Genomic DNA, 18416 nt, shown 5'->3' with positions numbered 1-18416 from the left:
TTTCCCGTTGTGCGGCGGTTTCCGTGCTAACTTCCCGGAATGCGCGGAGGATCCAGGGTTCCTTTCGGTAGGACGCTCGCGGTGGCCGTATCGGTGTTCCTGATCTCGCTCGTCGGTGCCGGGGCGACGGCGAACGCGTCCGGCGGCCGGCCCTCGCGGCATGGCTGCGAATGCGCGACCCCGTCGATCGACCGATTGCAGCAGTGGCTCGCGTCCGGTGAGGGGACGACGGTTCCGGCGACCGGCAGCCTGCTCGTCCGTGAACGCGGCGGATACGCGGCCAAGGTGGACTTCCTCAACGCCGAGTGGCATGTGATCGTCGTCTGGCTGGGAAATCGCTTCGAGGCGCAGGCCGATCTTTCGAAGTCCGCCGGTTTCTGGATGACCTACAGCGCGACGGACGACCTCTACGTTCAGCTGCGCCCGGCCTCGCACTGGAGCGGTGGCGACAAGTGGCTCACGAAGGTGCCGTCGACCGGCGGGAAGCTCACGAAGAGGTTCTTCAGCTTCGCGCCCAGCGCGTGGACCACCCTGCCCGAACTGGGTGAACCGTCGTACTCGTTCGCGTCGGCGCTGACCGAGGCGCGCGGCCTGGTCTTCGTCGGCAAAACCCCGAACAGGCTCGATTTCCGCGGTCTCGCCATCGATCGCTACCGGCCGCCCTGCCTCTGAACGCGTCCGCGTCGAGGGGACTTGAGGCGGGTCGTCACGCACGGTGCCCGATTTGTCCTGTACGGTGGACTTTCAGCCGCCCCGTGCTCGACCGATCCGAGGAGTACCCCTGATGAGCCTGTTCGACTCGCTGAAGGAGAAGGCCGCCGAACTGCTGGGCGGCGCGGGGGACAAGGTCAGCGAGCTGACCGGCGTCGACCTTTCCGGTGCCGCCGACCAGGTCACCCAGTCCGCCGAGGGACTGACCGAGACCGGTCAGGGCCTCGCCGAGAACGCCACCGCCGCGGGACAGGACGCCGTCGACTCGGCCACCGCGGCCGGTCAGGGCGTCGTCGACTCCACCGGTGCGCTCGGCGACGCCGCCACCGGGCTGGCCGGCGGCGTGTTCGACCCGAACGCCCGGGGCTGACCGCCCCCGATCCCCGGTGCCCGCGAGAGGTCGCGGACACCGGGGATCGTCATACGCGACAACGGCTTGATCGCCAGTACACGTGACGGCGCGATGGTCCTGCACAGCTTGACCCCGCTCGGCGCCGCGCTCCTCGGCTGAATCCTCATGTTCTCCCCCTCGTGACCCGGCAAAGCCTGCCGGAAGGGGCCGGAGGGGACGACACTTTTGCGCCGGAGCGCAAAGGCCTGGGCCTGGGCCGTCCGCGAGGCCTCGTGCCGGGTGCCGCGGAAAAGGCCGCCGTCTGCGCGCGGTTCGACGCTATTCTCGGGGAACTGATTCATCCTGTGGGGGAGCGGATATGGTCGGGATCTGGATAGCGCTCGGGGTACTCGTCCTGGTGATCGGCATCGCCGTGGTCACCGATCTGCGGGATCGGGGGCGAGGCGGTACTCGCAAGCTCATGCTGCCGAGCTGGGTCTCGCGGCGCGCGGACTACACGGAGAACGACCTGGTCCACGGCCGCTGGGTCGCCAAGTCGCCGCGCGAGCAGGAGGAAGAACTCCAGCGGCGGTACAGGTCGGGTGACGAGTGAGCGTTCCGTAGACCGTCCGAAGTGGACGGTCTACGCCGCGGGCCTGCTCCAGCGCCAGGCGTCGTGCAGTGCCGCGATCAGGGCTTCGTCGTCGGCGAAGGTCGGTTCTTCCCCGACCGGCACCCAAACCCGGTCGACGATCTCGCCGTGCCGTCGGCGGATCACGGAGATCCCGGCGTAGGACAGCGCCGTACCGACGTCGGTGGCCACCTGCCGGGACTCCCAGCGCAGCTGGACAACGCGATCAGCGCTCATGGACCACAACTTTCCGTACTTGCGTACGGGGTAAGTCGTTTCTCGGCGCTCGCGCGTTTCACCTCGTCGCCACCGAGTGCCGGGCAAGGGTGCTCGACACCCCTGGCGAGCTGCGGATTCCCGCCTGGAATTCGAGCTTTTTCGTGAATTTCGTGGGGTGGTCGACGGCACGCCGAGCCGGTGACCCCGATCACAGCGAATTCCCCGATCGTGGGAACATGGCGGCGTGAATTGCTCGGTCTCGGCGGTTTCGCGGTGGTCGGCTTCGCGGTCGGTATCGCGGAACAGCTCGGCTGGCTGGACAAGGTCGCGCCGAAGGGTGTCACCACCTCGACCCTGATCATGGTCAGCGGTGTGGTCGAGGTGCACAAACGGTTTCCGGGCGACGCGTTCGCCGCGCGGGTGGCGAAGGCCAAACAGGTGACGATCCTGAACACCTGGATCCCGAACCTGGAGCTGCACGGCCGGCTGGCGAGTTTCTGAGCGAGGGGTGCAGTGATGCGAGAACTGGACGAGTTCGAAGACGGCTTGATCGAGCGATTCCGGAACCATCCGGTGCTGCGGGGTGTCGCGGACCTGCCGCTGGAGGACCTGCAAACCGTTCTGTTGCAGCGGCGCTTCCTGTCGCTGGCCTCCACCATGGCCTACGACCTGGCGATCGACCTGCTCACCGACGAGCAGTCCATCCGGATCGCCCGCATGATCATCCGCGAGGAGTACCCGGGGAACACGTCACCGGGCAGTACGCCCTCGCACCACGAGGACATGAAGGCCGACATCCTCGCCCTCGGCGTCCCCCGCGAGGCGCTGGTGCGGTCCCGGAAGACCCTCGCCACGTCGGCCTGTATCGACACCACCATGGAGCTGATCGCGACCGCGGGGGAGTCGAAGCACGCGGACGTGGAGCTACTGACGATCCTGCGATTCTGGGGCGAGGTCCTGGTTTCGGTCGAGTACGGCGAGCTGTGGCGCCGGATCGGCCCGATGCTCGGCGACAAGTCCGTCTTCTACTACCCGCACCACGTGCACGACGCGAAGTCCCGCCCGCTCGCGGCCGTCTCGCCGCTTTCGCTCACGCATTCCGATCAGCTGGGGCTGCGGCTCGTGCAGCTGATCGACTCGCACGAGGCCCGGCAGCGGTTCCGCGACACCGAGCAGGCCGTCGTCGCGATCAAGTCGGCCTTCTACGACCAGTTCACACTCGGCTCGTGAGTGGTAATGACGGTTCTAACCCTCATTACCACTCACGAGGTCCTGTACCGGCTGCGTGGGCCGAGGTGGTCGTGAGTGGTAAGTGTCGTTCTAACGGCACTTACCACTCACGACCCACCTAGCCGACGAGACCGGAGAACCGGCCCAGCGTCTCCTCACGGCCCAGCGCCTGTGTGATCGAGTGCAGATCCGGACTCCGGGTCGAACCGGTGATCGCGATCCGGATGATCTGCGAAGCCTCGCGAATGGAGCCGGGGAAGCCTTCGGGGTTCTTCTTGAACTCCTTGGCGTTCTTCGCGAAGCCGTGCTTCGCCGCCACCTCGCGGATCTGCTGGAACCACTCCTGGCCGTCGTCGAGCTGCTGGTAGTTCCCGACGAAGTCGCGCGCGACGGCCTGGACGACCTCGCGGTCGACGCCCAGCGCGGCGATCCGCTCGTCGTCGGGGCCGGTGACGGCGGCGTGCAGCTGCGGGAAGAAGAAGCCGTAGACGGCGCGGAACTCGCTCCACTTCTTCAGGTCCTTGCGCGGGTTCTCGGCGCCGTCGCGCTCGACGGCGAGCGCCCGCAGCGCGAGCTCGGGCTCGGCGTCGAGCACGGTCCGCAGCTCGGGGTCGAACCGCTCCGCCCAGACGCGGACCTCATCGAGGATTTCGGCGCCGGAGAGTGTGGCGATGTGGTCGGCCGAGATGTCGTCGAGTTTGACCAGGTCGACCAGCGGTCCGGCGACGCCGCATTCGTCGAGGTTGATCGGCTCGGCCAGCGCCTGGTCGAGCGGCATTTCGGCGAGACGGCCGTTGGCGAGGCCGCGCAGGTAGTACAGGACGGCCTTGGCGGGGTAGCCGGACTCGATGTAGAAGTCGACGCTCGCTTCGGGGTCCTTGCGCTTGGACAGCTTGCGCTTGCTGCCGCCCTCCTGCTTCATCAGCGGCGCGATGTGCGCGTAGGTGATCGGCTCGAAGGCGAGCGCGTCGAACAGCTGCTGGTGCACCGGCACCGACGAGATCCACTCGTCGCCGCGGATGACCAGGTTGACGCGCATGAGGTGGTCGTCCACGGCGTGTGCGAAGTGGTAGGTCGGCAGCCGGGGGCTCTGGTCGGAGCTCTTCAGGATGACGACGTCGTTGCGGTTGGCCTCGGCTTCGAGCGGACCGCGGATGGCGTCAGTGAACCGGGCACGGGCGCCGGTGTCGTCCGGGGCGCGGAACCGCACGACGTACGGGTCGCCGGCGTCGAGTTTGGCCTGGACGTCGGCGGGGTCGGCGTCCCGCCAGATGGCCCACGAGCCGTAGTAGCCGGTCGGCAGCTTCGTCGCCTGCTGCCGCGCGGTGATCGCCGCCAGCTCTTCCTTGGTGGCGAAGTCGAGATACGCGCGGCCGAGGCGGAGCAGGTGCCGGACGTAGGTCAGGTAGATCTGCTCGCGCTCGGACTGCTGGTAGGGGCCGTAGTCGCCGCCGCGGTGGATGTCCTCGTCGGCGGCGAGGCCGAAGTAGGAGAAGCCGCGCTCGAACTGGTCGATGGCGCCCTCGACCTCGCGGGACCGGTCGGTGTCCTCGACCCGGACGAGGTACCGGCCGCCGCTGCGGCGGGCGACGTCCTGGTCGATGGTGGCGACGTAGATGCCGCCGATGTGGACGAATCCGGTCGGCGAAGGGCCGAAGCGGGTGATCAGCGCGCCCTCGGGGAGGTCGCGGGCCGGGTACCGCTGTTCCCAGTGCTCGGGTTCGGGCAGGTCGGCGGGGAAGAGGGCGTCGATGACTGCTCGGTCCAGCATGGCGGTTCAGATCTCCCGGCGTCGTGGTGCATGGCGGTTTTCGCCACCGAGGAGCCTAACCGTCCGGTCCGGTGAGCCGGCGAGGGTGGTCCCGCTGACGAGTGCTCCACTTGAACGACCCGCTTGAAGCAAGTGGAGCAGTCGAAAGCCACACGTCGCCCATGGTGCTTCGCACTGTCGGCGATGGGGTCCGAACCTGCACGATTTCAGTACCGAACACCGCAGGTTCAGAGGGAGTTTTCCAATGAAGACCGCCGTTTCCGACGATATCCGCCACTTCTTCGCCGACTCCGGGATCGACGTCTCCGCGGCGGGCCAGGCCGAAGTCGAGGTCGTGATCGATCACTTCGACAACTGGAAGAACACGTCAAGCGGAGGCGCTTTCGGCTGTTTCACCGGCGCCTGCTGCCTGATGGCCTGAGTGGTCCGCGCAGAAGCAGCCGACGCCCTTCGCGATCCAGTCGCGGCCTTCCCATTCGGGGTGGCGTTCGATCATCAGCGCTTCGAGTTCCGCGGCGATCGTCTCTTCGGGGAGAGCCGAGTCGCGGCGGCGCCAGGTCTCGTCGCGCAGCAGTTCGAGGTACTCGCGGACGTCGGTCAGGATCCGGCGCCCGGAGACGTCGCCATGGCCAGGGACAACGAGGTCCGGCCGGGCGGCGTCCAGCCGTCGCAGCACCTCGATCCACCGCGATCCCGAGACGTCGGTGTCGTACGGCGGGAACCACGGGAAGATCGCGAACTGGCCCGCCTCGACCAGATCCCCGGTGAACAGCACACCGGCGTCGGGGACGGTCACCACCTGATCGCCGGGGCTGTGAGCGCGGCCGGTGGCGCCGAGCCGCACGACCCGTCCGCCGAGATCGAGTTCGTACCCGTCGTCGAAGACCACGTCAGGGGCGATCAGCACGACGTCCTCCAGATTCCGTGCGACCGGGGCGCCGAGGCCGCGGAACATTTCGAGATAGCCCGGTCCTTTGTGGACCAGATCCGCCGCTTGCGCGCTGTTGACGAGGTAAGTGGCCTGATCCGCGAAGACCTGCGCGCCGAACGCGTGCTCGGGGTGGAAATGCGTCGTGGTCAGGTACAGACGGCGGCCACGGGCCTGCTCGGCGGCGAAGGCGAGCACCTTCTCGGCGTTGCGTGGACCGAGCCCGGTGTCGACGACCAGCACCGAGTGCCCACCCCCGATGACGCCGATATTGGGGACGAGTTCGACACCGTGGTTCGGGATCACCACGACGTCGCGGGCGATTTCGACGGCCTGGCCGGGTTCGACGGCGGGCTCGTGGGTGAGTGGTTCGAAGGGCATGATCCCAATCTCCCGCCGGTGCCCGTCCGCCGTCCAAGTCCGATTTCGACGCTCCGATACCGGATGGGTATCATCGCCGGTGATGGACCTTCGCCTGCTGCGCTACTTCGTGGCCGTGGTCGACGAGCGGCACTTCGGCCGGGCGGCCGCGCGGCTGAGGATGACCCAGCCGCCGCTGAGCCGGGCCATCCAGCAGCTGGAGCGAGACCTGGGCGTGGTGCTGCTGCTCCGCTCGGCCGCCGGCGTCGAACCCACCGCGGCCGGAAACACGCTCTACGCCGAGGCCCGTACCCTGCTGGACCAGGCCGAACGCGCCCGCGCTCTGGTGAGGGCGGCGGCGGGCCCCGCGACGCTCACCGTCGGCATCCTGGCCGACGGCGCGGGGGAGGCGGGCGACCGGCTGGCCGAGGCCTTCCGCCGTCGTCATCCCGAGGTCTCGATCCGGTTCCGTGAAGCGGATTTCACCGACCCCACCACCGGCCTGCGCGCCGGTCTGGCCGACGTCGCGCTGACCCGGTCACCGTTCGACGAAACCGGCCTCAGCGTCCGCGTCCTGCGCTCCGACCCGGTCGGGATCGTCCTGCGCCACGGCGACCCGCTCGCCGGCCGGACGTCACTGCGGCTGGCCGACGTCGCCGATCGGCCCTGGTTCCAGCTGCCGGACGGAACGGACCCGCTCTGGCGCGAATACTGGCACGGGACGGTGCCCGTCGGGGAGCGGCCCGCGGGCCCGGTGGTGCGCACGGTCGCCGAATGCCAGCAGGCCGTCCTGTGGAACGGCGCGACCGGCATCGCGCCGCGCGGGCACGCCCTGCCCGCCGGACTCGTCTGGGTGCCGCTGGCGGACATGCCGCCGAGCCCGCTCGTCGTCGCGTGGGTGACCGGCCAGGACAGCCCGCTGATCCGCTCGTTCGCGAAGACCGCCGTGGTCGTGAGTGCCGCCCCCTCGTGAGTGGTAATGACGGTTAGAACGACACTTGCCACTCACGACCCGCGTGCCCCACTGCTCAGGTGCTGGGCCGCCCCATTTCGTGCCCCGGCCGCCCTTCGGTGCGGCGTCGCCGCTTGAGCTGCTCTTCATGCAGATGCAGCCGCCCACCCGTCAGGTCTTCGGCGACGTCCCGGGCCATTCCGCGGAAGGTCGAGTAGTAGCCGTCGTCGTACTCCTCGACCACCTGGAAGGTCCATCGATCCGCCAGCACGTTGAGCCCGATCAGCTCCGCCTGGATCCGGTCCGCCCAGTCCGGATGCCCGGCCTTCCTGAGCCCTTCGACGGCCTCGCCGAGTGCGAAGTCGGCGGTTCCGGTGAGGTGATGGAACGCGTACAGGTGGCCGCGCGCCTGCTCGACCGTTTCGAGGGCGAAGACCAGCTTTCCGACGGCGTCGATCGTCTGGTCGTCAGGTTCTGTGGGTGATCCGGCCATGATCGGGTGATTCCCTGTCGTCAGCCGAGCGAAACCGTGCCGTCTTCGGAGATGTGCCAGGTGGGGTTGTGGGCGATCTCCCAGACGATGCCGTTCGGATCGCGGACATGGGCATGGAAGATGCCGCCGAATTCGCCGGGCTGCGGCTCCTTCAGGATGGTTCCGCCGGCGGCGGTCATGGCGTCCACAATCGACCGGACCTCTTCGGGGCTGTCGACGTTGTGCGAGACCGTCACACCGGAGACCGTGGTGTGGTCGGAACCGTCGGCGAGATCGCGGTTGAAACTCGCCGCGTCGAACAGGCCCAGCACCACACCCGGCGCCACCTGGAAGAAGATGATCTCGCCCGGTACGTCGGCCAGCGGGTGCCAGCCCAGCGCGTCCGCGTAGAAGCGACGCGCGGCGTCCAGGTCGGCGGTCGCGAAGGTCATGAAGTGCACGTTCTGCCGCACAGTGTCCCCTTTCGTCGCCGATCAGCCTAGAGCCAGGACACTTGGGTGGCTCACATCTTCTCGAGTGCCTCGGGCTTGTGGACGGCTTTGCCACCGCTCTTGTCGCTGCGGACGAGGTATTGCGGTTCTTCCTTCGAAGCCCGCACGGTACGGCCGGCCGCTTCGGTGTCGGAGGTGATCTCCTGGAGCACCTCACCTTCGGCGTGTCCGCCGTGGCTGTTCCAGCGGACCTTGTCTCCCTTGTGGAAGCGTTTCATCAGGATCCTTTCCGGACGGGAATCCGTCGTGGACGGTCCGACTCCGGCCAGAGATAGGGCAGGTCGTCGGGCACGTCCGGAAACCGCGGGCGGTAGTGCTCCGGCAGTTTGCGGACGAGGGCGGACTGGTGGCTGAGGTGGAATTCGGGGTCACCGAGCCAAGGCGGGAGGCCGCCGTCTTCCGCCAGTTCGGCCTGGGTGCGGACCCGGTCCAGCCCGGTGGCGTCAAGCAGGTCGAGCCGCAGTGTTTCCCGGCACGTGTCTTGCCTGCCCGTCGCGCACCAGACCTCGCAGACGTCGAATCCGTACCGGACGAGCGCCTCCTCGTAGCCGGCCCACATCGCCGCCGCCGGATGGTGGCGCCAGCCGTAGCCGGGCACCGTCAGCGCGCGCAGGACCTGGATGGTCTCCACGCGCTGCTTGCCGAGCCGTCGCTGATCGAGTGCGGCGGCCGAGGCCCGGAAGTCGGCGAGCGGGAGGAACGTCTGCACACGGGGTGGCTTCCCGGTCCACCGGACTTCGAAACCGCGCTGGTCAGAAGATCGACCAGCCGGTGAGGGTGGTGAACCGGTCCAGCGCCGCGACGCCCGCCACGGAGTTGCCCCGGGCGTCCAGGCCGGGGCTCCAGACGCAGACCGCGCACCGGCCGGGGACGATCGCGACGATGCCGCCGCCGACGCCGCTCTTGCCGGGAAGTCCGACCCGGTAGGCGAATTCGCCCGCCGCGTCGTAGGTGCCGCAGGTCAGCATCACCGCGTTGACCCGCTTGGCCGCGCTGAGCCCGAGCAGCCGGCTGCCGTCGTTGCGGACGCCGTGCCGGGCGAGGAACACCGCCGAGCGCGCGACGTCCGCGCAGTTCATCGCGATCGAGCATTGGCGCACGTACTGGTCGAGGACGTCGGGCACCGGACGGCGCATGTTCCGGTAGGACGCCATGAAGTACGCGAGCGCGCGGTTGCGGTCGGCGTGCCCGGCCTCGGACGCGGCGACCTCGGCGTCGATCCCGATGTCCGCGTTCCCGCTTTCCTCACGCAGGAACCGAAGCAGGGTTTCCGCCGCGTCGCCGTGGTGCGCGAGTTCGTCGGTCACCACGAGGGCGCCGGCGTTGATGAACGGATTGCGGGGGATCCCGTCCTCGTTTTCCAGCTGTACCAGCGAGTTGAACGGGTTGCCCGACGGTTCGCGGCCCACCCGCGTCCAGACCCCGTCGCCGTGGGAAAGCGCGAGCGCGAGGGTGAAGACCTTCGACATGCTCTGGATGGAGAACGGCGTCCGCCAGTCGCCGACCCCGTGCAGCCGACCGTCCACTTCGGCCACCGCCATCCCGAACCGCCGCGGTTCGACCCTGGCCAGTGCGGGGATGTAGTCCGCGACGGAGCCGCGGCCGATCTCCGGGGCGACGTCGTCGGCGATCCGGTCCAGCAGCGCTGCGAGGTCCACGGCCGTAGCGTAAGAGGCCGCCTTCGCGCGCGACGATCGGGGTTCGCGAGTGAACTTGTCAAATCGAAAAGGGAAATACCAGGAAAACCACCGGAGTGACGTCCGGCACACCTTAAGTCTTCCTTAGCAGTGTTGGTGACCTGCCGCACACGCTCTAGCGTCTGGCAACCATGGATTCCTCGCTGCTCACCGAAAAAGGTGAAAGCTACTCAAAAGCGCTGGGCAACCGCCAAGTGCAGATGATCGCCATCGGCGGCGCGATCGGCGTCGGGCTTTTCCTCGGTGCGGGTGGCAAACTCCACCAGGTCGGACCGTCACTGGTCCTGTCGTACGCGCTCTGCGGCATCGCCGCCTACTTCGTGATGCGCGCACTCGGCGAACTCGTGCTGCACGAGCCGACTTCCGGCAGCTTCGTCACCTATGCCCGCAAGTTCATCGGGCCGTGGGCGGGCTTCGCCTCCGGCTGGATGTACTGGGTGAACTGGGCGATGACCGGGATCGCGGAGATCACCGCGGTGGCCATCTACGTGCACAAATGGCTGCCCGACGTGCCGCAGTGGATCACCGCGCTGGTCGCGCTCGGTGTGCTGATCGTGGTGAACCTGCTTTCGGTGAAACTGTTCGGCGAACTGGAATTCTGGTTCTCGGTGGTCAAGGTGCTGGCCATCGTGGTCTTCCTGGTCACCGCGGCCGGGCTGGTGCTCACCGGCGCCGACATCGGCGGCACCACGGCGGGAGTGCACAACCTGACCGCCCACAATGGATTCTTCCCGGCCGGTATCGGCATCGCGCTGATGACGCTGCAGGCGGTCATCTTCGCGTATTCCGCGATCGAGGTCGTCGGTATCGCCGCCGGCGAGACCAAGGACGCCCGCAAGGTGCTGCCGAAGGCCATCAACGGGGTCGTCTGGCGGATCGGCGTGTTCTACGTGGGATCCGTGCTGCTGCTGGCGATGCTCCTGCCGTGGCCGTTCTACAACGGCGGCGAAAGCCCGTTCGTCACCGTGTTCAGCCGCCTCGGGATCCCGGGCATCGGCGACGTGATGAACGCCGTCGTGCTCACCGCCGCGCTGTCGAGCTGCAACTCCGGGCTCTATTCGACCGGCCGCATCCTGCGCGCGCTCGCGGACAAGGGCGAGGCGCCTGGGTTCGTCGGCCGGATGAGCAGCCGTCACGTGCCCTACGGCGGCATCCTGTTCACCTCGGCCGCCTACGTGCTCGGCGTGGTGCTCAACTACCTGGTGCCGAAGGACGCTTTCGACATCGCGATCGCGATCGCCTCGCTCGGCGTGATCACGACCTGGGCGACGCTGATCTTCTGCCAGATGCGGCTGCGTCAGGCGGCGCTGCGCGGGGAGCTGGAACGGCCGTCCTACCGGATGCCGTGGGCGCCCTACAGCGGCTGGGCGACGCTGGGCTTCCTCGCGCTGGTCGTCGTCCTGATGGGCTTCTCCGACGGCGCCGAAAAGATCGCGTTCTACTCCATTCCCGTACTCGTCGTCGTCCTGGCGGTCGGCTGGCGTTTCGTCGGGAACCGGCAGCGGCGAATGCAGCGCCAAATGCGCTGATCGTGACCCGCGTTCAGTCCTCTGAATGCGTGGGGGAAACGCATCCAGAGGACTAAACGCGGGAGTCAGCTCGACGTCGGGAAGTTGAAGCCGGCGGCGCTGTGCGGCCACCGCGTGGTCACGACCTTCGCCCGTGTGTAGAACCGGACGCCTTCCGGGCCGTGGATCGGGCTGTCCCCGATGAGTGAGTCCTTCCAGCCGCCGAAGGAGTAGTAGGACATCGGCACCGGGATGGGCACGTTCACCCCGATCATCCCCACCTTCACCTCGCGCTGGAACCTCCGCGCCGCCTCGCCGCCACCGGTGAAGATGGCCGTCCCGTTGCCGTAAGGGTTCGCGTTGATCAGGGCGATGGCCTCGTCCACAGTGGACACGCGCACGATCCCGAGTACCGGCCCGAAGATCTCCTCGCGGTAGGCGGACATCTCCGGCGTGACGTGGTCCAAAAGGGACGGTCCGACGAAGAACCCCTCCGGATGTCCGTCGACCCGCAGCTCCCGGCCGTCGACGACCACGGTCGCGCCCTGCTCCGCGCCGAGGGCGACCGAGCCGATCACGCGTTCCCGCGCGGCCTGGGTGACGACCGGGCCCATGTCGTTCCCGTCCTCGTGACCGGGTCCGACCTTGATCTCGGTGGCCTTGCGCTTGAGGATCTCGACCAGTTCGTCGCCCGCCGAGCCGACGGCGACGCCGATCGAGATCGCCATGCAGCGCTGTCCGGCGGAACCGAACGCGGCGGCCGTGAGGTGGTTCGCGGCGTACTCGAGATCGGCGTCGGGCAGGACGACGGCGTGGTTCTTGGCCCCGCCCAAGGCCTGCACGCGTTTGCCGGTGGCCGTCGCGCGTTCGTGGACGTACTTGGCGATCGGGGTGGAGCCGACGAAGGACACGGCGGCGATGCCGGGATGGTCGAGGATGGCGTCGACCGCGACCTTGTCCCCGTTGACGACGTTGAACACGCCGTCGGGAAGCCCCGCCTCCGCGTACAGCTCGGCGACCAGCCGGGAGGCGGACGGGACCCGTTCGCTGGGCTTGAGCACGAACGTGTTCCCGGTCGCGATGGCGATCGGGTGCATCCACAACGGGACCATGATCGGGAAGTTGAACGGCGTGATCCCGGCGACCACACCGAGCGGCTGCCGGAAACTGTGGACGTCGACGTCCCGCGAGACCTGGTCGGAGAAGCCGCCCTTCAGCGCGTCGGCGATCCCGCAGGCGTATTCGACGATCTCCCGGCCGCGGACGATCTCGCCGCGCGCGTCGTCGAGCACCTTGCCGTGCTCGGAGGAGATGATCCCGGCGAGTTCGTCCTCGTGCCGCACCAGCAGCTCGCGGAAGGCGAACATCACCTTCGTCCGCTGGGACAACGACGAATCGTCCCACGTCTCGAACGCCTTGCCCGCGGCCGCCACCGCGGTGTCCACATCGGACGGTTCCGCGAGCAGCACCTCCGACCGCGGGCGTCCCGCCGCCGGGTCGTACACGGGAGCGGTGCGGGTCGAGCCCGCGGTGGTCGCGGTGCCGTTGATCCAATGCTCGATGGTCTTCACGGGACAGCCTTTCACCGGTAGTGGATTCACAGCAGCCCGACGGCGGTGTCGACGGCCTTGGCGACGTCGCCGTCGTGTGGGTAGAGCAGGGACCGGCCGACCACGAGGCCCTGCACGGTCGGGAGCGCGAGCGCGCGCTGCCAGGCGGCGAACGCGGCGTCGGGATCCTTGACCTCCCCGCCCAGCAGGACGGTGGGCAGGGTCGAGGCGGCCAGCACACGCTCCATGTCCTCGACCACCGGGAGTTTCAGCCAGGTGTAGGCCGACGAGCGGCCGAGGCCGGAGGCGATGGTGATGGAGCGGATCACGGCGTCGGGGGAGAGGTCGTTGCGGAGCCGTCCGTCGACCCAGTCCGCGAGGAACGGTTCGACCAGCGCGATCAGTTTCCGGTCCGCCAGGTCGTTGATCGCGTTCGCGGTGTTCTCGAGGGCGCCAGGGGTCGCCGGGTCGGTCAGGCAGATCCTGGTGAGCGTCTTGCCGCCGTCGAACCGCATCCGTTCGATCGCCTCGGCGTCGTAGCAGGCGAACCGGTCGTCGATCTCGAAACTCGATCCGGCGAGGCCGGTGCGGTTCATGGAGCCGAGGACGGTCTTGCCCTCGAGGACGCCGAGGATCAGCAGATCGTCGATGACGTCCGGGGTCGCCAGCACCCCGGTGACCCCGGGCCGCTCCAGCGCCAGGCAGAGGCGGTCCAGCAGTTCGCCGCGGTCGGCCATCGCGAGCGGGTCGGAGCCGACGCCGTTCGCGCCGCGCGCCGGATGATCGGCCGCGATGATCATCGCGGCGCCTTTGTCGTTGAACGGCGACTTCGCCCGGACCCGGGCGGCCGCGGCCGCCGCGATGGCCTCCGGATCGCGGACCCGTGCGGCGACTACCCGGCGTACTGTGTCCGACACCCTTGATCCTCCTGGCTCGCGTGGTAACTCGACGTTCGCAACTGCCCTGAACTTTGTCAAGACATATGGACATAAGGTCATAACGACCACACTGCTCGTCGCGGTAGGCTCCGCGCATGATTCCCTGGGCACCCGGCGAGATCGTGGTGGATCCGAACAGCCCCGAGCCGCTGTACGCCCAGGTCGCCCGGCAGCTCCGGGCCGCGATCGAGGACGGCAGGCTGCCGAACGGCGCGAGGCTCGACAACGAGGTCGATCTGGCCGCGCGGCTGTATCTGTCGCGGCCGACCATCCGCCAGGCGATCCAGTCGCTGGTGAACCAGGGGCTGCTCGTCCGCAAACGCGGTGTCGGCACACAGGTCGTGCGTACCAAGGTCGCCCGCCCGCTCCGCTTGAGCAGCCTCTTCGACGATCTCAGCGAACTCGGGGACAAGCCGGAGACCGTCGTCCTGGTCAACCAGGTCGAGCCCGCCGGTGAGGACGCCGCCGAGCGGCTCGAAACGCCCGGACTGACCCGGGTCCGGCGGCTCAAGCGGGTGCGCTCGACCGGCGGCGAACCGCTGGCGGTCATGAACAACTACCTGCCCGACGGCGTCATCGACCCGGACGACGACGAACTGCGGGACAAGGGTCTCTATCAGCTACTGCGATCCGCGGGCGTCCGGTTGCACGCCGCCCAGCAGAACGTCGGCGCCCGCGAGGCGACCGAGGAGGACGCCGAACTGCTGGGGGAGAGGCCGGGGGCGGCACTGCTCACCATGCGGCGCACCACCTACGACGACACCGGGCGGGTCGTCGAGTACGGCTGGCATCTCTACCGCGCCTCGCGCTACTCGTTCAACCTCTCACTGACCAACAACGTCTGACGCCCTCGGCGCGGGATCGCGTTCCAGGTCGGTCTCCAGTGCCGCGTACACCGCCGGGCGGAACCGGCGCAGCCAGCCGGCGAGGGCGATCCCGGCCAGCGCGACCAGCAGGAGCAGCCACGGCAGCAGCGGGACGACGCCGTTGCTCGACCCGGCGAGGGTCGGGAAGTTGAGGATCGCCAGCGTCACGATGAGCCCGAGCCCCGCCGCGCCCAGTCCGGGAGCGAGCAGGGTCTTCACGATCCGGCGGTCGCGGGTCCGGCGGAAGTAGACCAGGATCGCGACCGCCGCGAACAGTTGCAGGGTGAGAATCCCGAGGGTGCCGAAACCGGTCATGCTCGCCGTGAGATCGGCGACCGGGTCGAGCCCGGCGAGCCGGAACCCCAGTGCCACCAACGATCCGAAGGCCAGTTGGACGATCGAGGCGTGACGCGGCGCGCCGTTGCGCGGATCGGTCCTGCCCAGCAGACGCGGCAGCACACCGGCCCGGCCCAGCGCGTACAGGTAGCGGGTCGCCGAATTGTGCAGCGCCAGCAGGGCCGCGAACAGGCTGACCACCAGGAGCAGCAGCATCACCTTGGTCAGCGGGCCGCCGAGGTACTCCTGGGCGACCGAGAGCACGAGATCCCCGCTCGACAGATGCGCCGCGGCCACGTCCTGCGCCTGTTCGGCGCCGATCGCGCTGACCACCGCCCAGGTGGTGAACGCGGCGAACACGCCGATGAAGCCGATGGCGATGTAGGTCGCCCGCGGGATCGTCCGCTTCGGATCCTTGGCCTCCTCGCCGAACAGTGCCGTCGCCTCGAACCCGATGAAGGCGTTGGCGGCGAACAACAACGCCAGTCCGCCGGCGCCCTGGAACAGGACGGACGGGCTGAACGCGGCGAACGAGAAGCCGTGCCGGAACAGCACGCTGAAGTCCATCACCAGCAGGATCGACACTTCGAGGATCAGGGAGACGCCCAGTACTTTCGCGCTGACCGCGATGCCCCGGCGGCTGAGCAGAAGGACCAGCACGACCGAAAGCGCGCTCCAGAACAGCCAATCGAGTTTCAGGCCGAAGACGTCGTCGATCGCGGTGGAGGTGAAGAACCCGCTCGTACCGATCGCGCCCGCGACGAAACAGTTGTAGCCGAGCATCGCGATGAACCCGGCGACGAGCCCCGGCGTCCTGCCCAGCCCCTTGACCACGAAGGCGTAGAAGCCACCCGCGCTCGTGAGTACCCGCGACATCTGCGCGTAGCCGACCGCGAACAGCAGCAGGACCACGGTGGCCAGCAGGAAGGCCGCGACCATGCCGCCGCCGTTCCCGACCGCGATGCCGATGGCCGCGATCACGACCATCCCGGTCAGTGGCGCGACGGCGGCGAGCACGAGGAAGACGATGCCCGGTACGCCCAGGACGTTCTTGGCGAGCGATGTGTCGTCTCGGCTCATTCACTGACTCCTCATCCGGCCCTGGAGGAGCCAGTATGGGAGCGCGTCCCGCCGGGTCGTTTGTCGCTGCGCGCGTATCGCTTGCCCGTCAGCGCTGGGTGACGGCGAGCGGTACCCGAGCGTGCGCGGATTGACCGGAATCGACGCGTTTGAAGTTCGCGTGAGTGGTTACCGAGGAGCTTCTCCGTGGCGCGATTAGGCTATTCGAACGGATTCACCCACTACGTTCACGTCACCCGATCGAATTGGGTACCCGTGATAATGGGCCACCAGCCCGACAGGTGGCCCGGTGTTCCGTTAATTGGGGGTACCTCACGGCAAGTGCCCCATTCGTCGCTGTCCGAAAAGGGGGCACTCGGGTGGACAGGCCGCTCGGAAACTACACGCTGCTGGTTTCGGAAGACCCTGACGAGATGGAGAAGACACTCGCCGGTCTGCTCGGCGAATCCCGGTTGCACCCGAATTCCGCGCCGGAAGGCTCGCCGGGCCGGGTGCATGCCCGCCAGACGAAGAACTTCACCGTCGCCTACATCGAGTATCCGGCCGCGTCCGGACTGCGGGTGGAATGTCCCCGGCGCCGGTTCCTGATTTCGATCCCGGTGACCGGCCGCGCCGCCGTCAGTGGTGGCAAGCGAAAGCTGCACATCCGGGAACGGCGGGGATACGTCGCCAATCCCGGGGCCGCGATGGAGCTGCGCTGGACGCAGGAGTTCGCCCAGCTGATGGTCGTCATCGACCGCGGGGTCCTGGAAATGCGGCTGAGCGCGATGCTGGGCCGTGCCCTGCCGCAGCCCCTGCGCTTCGAAGAGGTGCTCAACCTCGGTCGCCAGCCCGCCAAAGGCTGGTACGACGCGCTGGCCGCCTACCTGGGGTCACTGGACGACACGGACAGTGCGCTGGAAATCGACGTCGTCGCGGATTCCGTCGAACAGGGATTGATGACAACGTTTTTGGCATCGCAGAAGCACAATTATTGGGATGTCGTGACCGGTGAGGCGAAACTCGTTTCCTCCCGAACCATTCGGGAGGCCACCAGGCTGATCGAAGGGCAGCCACACCGGAACCATTCGGTGGCGAGTCTCGCCCGTGAACTGGGAGTGAGCGTCCGCGCGCTGGAGAAGGGTTTCAAACGGCATCTGGCGACCACGCCCAACGCCTATCTCCGCGATGTCCGGTTGCAGCGCGCCCATGCCGATCTGGCGTCGGGCGAACCCGACGTGGTCACCGTGGCGCAAGTCGCGCAGCGGCACGGCTTCTTCCATTTCGGACGCTTCGCGGCCACCTATCGCGACCGGTTCGGCGAGGCTCCCTCCCATACACTGCGCCGCCTTGTCGTCCCTTTTCGCTGACGCCGGATAAGTTGCGGGGCCGGTGATCATGCACTAGGCAGGAACGCATGGGTGAGACACTCGCGTTGTTCTCCGCCCTGTGCTTCGGGCTCGCCGACTTCGCCGCCGGACTCCTCTCGCGGCACGCCAAACCCGAACTTGTCGCGCTGATCGGCCAGGTCGGCGGCCTGATCGTCACGGCGGCCGCCGCCTTCTTCGTCCGGGCTCCCTCCGTCGGGGTGGCGGATCTGTCATGGGGCGGACTTTCCGGGCTGGGTACCGGGATCGGCGTGCTCTTCCTCTACCGGGGCATGAGCCGCGGCCGGATGAGCGTCGTCGTGCCGCTCAGCGTCGTCGGCGGAGTCGCGGTACCGGTACTCGCGGGCGTCGTCCTCTTGGGCGATCGCCCGGATCCGCTCGCCTGGTGCGGGATCGTGGTCGCCTTCCCGGCGCTGTGGCTCATCGCGCGCGGCGGGAACGGCGGTGACGGCGGCACCGCGCACGGCGCCGTCGACGGACTGATCGCCGGCGCCGGGTTCGCGCTGCAGAACATCGGGCTCGGACAGGTCGATCCGTCGGCCGGGCTGTGGCCGATCGTGGCCAGCCGCGTGATTTCGGCACTCGCCCTGCTCCCCATGATCCGGTCGGGGACGCCCGGTGCCGGTCTGCGGCCGAAACTGGTGCTCCCGGCCGTGTTCACCGGGGTGCTGGGGGCGGCGGCGATCGTGTTGTACACCTTGGCGACCCAACGGCAGTTGCTCGCCATCTCGGTGGTGCTGTCCTCGTTGTATCCCGCCATCCCGGTGCTCCTCGGCATCGCCGTCCTCAAAGAACGTCTGAATCGGCCACAGGTCCTCGGGCTCGTCGGCGCGGCCGCCGCCGTCGTACTCCTGGCCGGTTAGCACCACCAGTCGCACTGGACGGCGGTCCGTGAAGGCCTCCTTGTGTGGAGGATTCGGGACGTTCAATGCCCTGAATCCTCCACACTCGAAGCCC

22 protein-coding genes are annotated in these 18416 nt (G+C 68.2%); 11 read left to right on the top strand and 11 right to left on the bottom strand.

The genetic code is table 11. From position 1 onward, the window contains the following. Positions 1-39: 39 nt before the first annotated feature. From L324_RS25140 to L324_RS25130, 3 genes are all read left to right on the top strand, one after another. Positions 40-672, top strand: a complete 633-nt coding sequence (locus tag L324_RS25140) for a hypothetical protein (RefSeq protein ID WP_051174086.1) — start codon at positions 40-42, stop codon at positions 670-672. Positions 673-784: 112 nt separating this feature from the next. After that, positions 785-1081 carry a hypothetical protein gene (locus L324_RS25135; protein WP_037313469.1) on the top strand — a complete coding sequence of 99 codons (297 nt, stop codon included), beginning with the start codon at positions 785-787 and terminating at the stop codon, positions 1079-1081. A 340-nt stretch (positions 1082-1421) separates the two neighbouring features. Next, positions 1422-1655, top strand: coding sequence for a hypothetical protein (locus tag L324_RS25130; protein ID WP_037313466.1), 234 nt, complete (start codon positions 1422-1424; stop codon positions 1653-1655). A 30-nt stretch (positions 1656-1685) separates the two neighbouring features. Here L324_RS25130 and L324_RS25125 read toward each other — a convergent pair whose 3' ends face one another. Beyond that, positions 1686-1910, bottom strand: a complete 225-nt coding sequence (locus L324_RS25125; RefSeq protein ID WP_037313463.1) for a hypothetical protein — start codon at positions 1908-1910, stop codon at positions 1686-1688. Positions 1911-2090: 180 nt separating this feature from the next. Here L324_RS25125 and L324_RS25120 point away from each other — a divergent pair, with 180 nt between their 5' ends. Together L324_RS25120 and L324_RS25115 are read left to right on the top strand one after the other, a co-directional pair. Further along, positions 2091-2393 (top strand): hypothetical protein, encoded by a 303-nt coding sequence (locus tag L324_RS25120; RefSeq protein ID WP_235783642.1) that lies wholly within the window; start codon positions 2091-2093, stop codon positions 2391-2393. Positions 2394-2408: 15 nt separating this feature from the next. Beyond that, complete coding sequence (locus tag L324_RS25115) at positions 2409-3122, top strand: hypothetical protein (RefSeq protein WP_037313461.1); 714 nt, start codon at positions 2409-2411, stop codon at positions 3120-3122. 118 nt (positions 3123-3240) lie between these two features. Here L324_RS25115 and L324_RS25110 read toward each other — a convergent pair whose 3' ends face one another. Continuing rightward, the gene (locus L324_RS25110) at positions 3241-4893 is read right to left on the bottom strand and encodes a glutamate--tRNA ligase (protein WP_037313457.1); all 1653 of its coding nucleotides are present in this window, start codon (positions 4891-4893) and stop codon (positions 3241-3243) included. A 244-nt stretch (positions 4894-5137) separates the two neighbouring features. Here L324_RS25110 and L324_RS43120 point away from each other — a divergent pair, with 244 nt between their 5' ends. Beyond that, positions 5138-5314 (top strand): hypothetical protein, encoded by a 177-nt coding sequence (locus L324_RS43120; RefSeq protein ID WP_162835876.1) that lies wholly within the window; start codon positions 5138-5140, stop codon positions 5312-5314. On the opposite strand, the gene L324_RS25105 is transcribed toward L324_RS43120, so the two are convergent. Then, a complete protein-coding gene (locus L324_RS25105; RefSeq protein ID WP_037313454.1) occupies positions 5261-6202 on the bottom strand; it encodes an MBL fold metallo-hydrolase in 942 nt (313 codons plus the stop codon). The genes L324_RS43120 and L324_RS25105 overlap by 54 nt on opposite strands. An 82-nt stretch (positions 6203-6284) precedes the next feature. On the opposite strand from L324_RS25105, the gene L324_RS25100 reads away from it, so the two are divergent. Beyond that, positions 6285-7154 (top strand): LysR family transcriptional regulator, encoded by an 870-nt coding sequence (locus L324_RS25100; protein ID WP_037313451.1) that lies wholly within the window; start codon positions 6285-6287, stop codon positions 7152-7154. Between the two features lie 55 nt (positions 7155-7209). On the opposite strand, the gene L324_RS25095 is transcribed toward L324_RS25100, so the two are convergent. The 5 genes from L324_RS25095 to L324_RS25075 all read right to left on the bottom strand — a co-directional run bounded on the left by L324_RS25095 (position 7210) and on the right by L324_RS25075 (position 9775). Further along, the gene (locus tag L324_RS25095; RefSeq protein WP_037313448.1) at positions 7210-7626 is read right to left on the bottom strand and encodes a hypothetical protein; all 417 of its coding nucleotides are present in this window, start codon (positions 7624-7626) and stop codon (positions 7210-7212) included. A gap of 20 nt (positions 7627-7646) precedes the next feature. After that, positions 7647-8057 carry a VOC family protein gene (locus L324_RS25090; RefSeq protein ID WP_235783641.1) on the bottom strand — a complete coding sequence of 137 codons (411 nt, stop codon included), beginning with the start codon at positions 8055-8057 and terminating at the stop codon, positions 7647-7649. A gap of 71 nt (positions 8058-8128) precedes the next feature. Next, positions 8129-8335, bottom strand: coding sequence for a hypervirulence associated TUDOR domain-containing protein (locus L324_RS25085; RefSeq protein WP_037313442.1), 207 nt, complete (start codon positions 8333-8335; stop codon positions 8129-8131). Then, entirely contained in the window at positions 8335-8826 is a 492-nt protein-coding gene (locus L324_RS25080) for an MSMEG_6728 family protein (protein WP_037313439.1), read from the bottom strand. Before L324_RS25080 ends, L324_RS25085 begins: the two co-directional genes overlap by 1 nt. 43 nt (positions 8827-8869) lie before the next feature. Further along, positions 8870-9775, bottom strand: a complete 906-nt coding sequence (locus L324_RS25075; protein WP_037313436.1) for a glutaminase — start codon at positions 9773-9775, stop codon at positions 8870-8872. A gap of 170 nt (positions 9776-9945) precedes the next feature. Here L324_RS25075 and L324_RS25070 point away from each other — a divergent pair, with 170 nt between their 5' ends. Next, positions 9946-11343, top strand: coding sequence for an amino acid permease (locus L324_RS25070; protein WP_037313433.1), 1398 nt, complete (start codon positions 9946-9948; stop codon positions 11341-11343). Between the two features lie 65 nt (positions 11344-11408). On the opposite strand, the gene L324_RS25065 is transcribed toward L324_RS25070, so the two are convergent. Then, positions 11409-12893 (bottom strand): CoA-acylating methylmalonate-semialdehyde dehydrogenase, encoded by a 1485-nt coding sequence (locus tag L324_RS25065; RefSeq protein ID WP_037313430.1) that lies wholly within the window; start codon positions 12891-12893, stop codon positions 11409-11411. Positions 12894-12919: 26 nt separating this feature from the next. Beyond that, positions 12920-13789, bottom strand: a complete 870-nt coding sequence (locus tag L324_RS25060) for a Cgl0159 family (beta/alpha)8-fold protein (RefSeq protein ID WP_037313427.1) — start codon at positions 13787-13789, stop codon at positions 12920-12922. 116 nt (positions 13790-13905) lie between these two features. Between L324_RS25060 and L324_RS25055 the strand changes: the two genes are divergently transcribed. Then, positions 13906-14655, top strand: coding sequence for a GntR family transcriptional regulator (locus tag L324_RS25055; RefSeq protein ID WP_037313423.1), 750 nt, complete (start codon positions 13906-13908; stop codon positions 14653-14655). Here the strand turns inward: L324_RS25055 and L324_RS25050 are convergent. Beyond that, positions 14635-16092, bottom strand: a complete 1458-nt coding sequence (locus L324_RS25050) for an APC family permease (RefSeq protein WP_037313419.1) — start codon at positions 16090-16092, stop codon at positions 14635-14637. The genes L324_RS25055 and L324_RS25050 overlap by 21 nt on opposite strands. A 359-nt stretch (positions 16093-16451) precedes the next feature. Here L324_RS25050 and L324_RS25045 point away from each other — a divergent pair, with 359 nt between their 5' ends. Then, entirely contained in the window at positions 16452-17441 is a 990-nt protein-coding gene (locus tag L324_RS25045; RefSeq protein WP_037313415.1) for an AraC family transcriptional regulator, read from the top strand. 47 nt (positions 17442-17488) lie between these two features. Next, positions 17489-18322, top strand: a complete 834-nt coding sequence (locus L324_RS25040; RefSeq protein ID WP_037313413.1) for an EamA family transporter — start codon at positions 17489-17491, stop codon at positions 18320-18322. Positions 18323-18416 lie beyond the last annotated feature (94 nt).

The organism is Amycolatopsis orientalis DSM 40040 = KCTC 9412, assembly GCF_000478275.1.
Lineage (GTDB): Bacteria > Actinomycetota > Actinomycetes > Mycobacteriales > Pseudonocardiaceae > Amycolatopsis > Amycolatopsis orientalis.
Note: the sequence above shows the minus strand (reverse complement) of the source record. Positions and strands in the feature narration are given on the sequence as shown.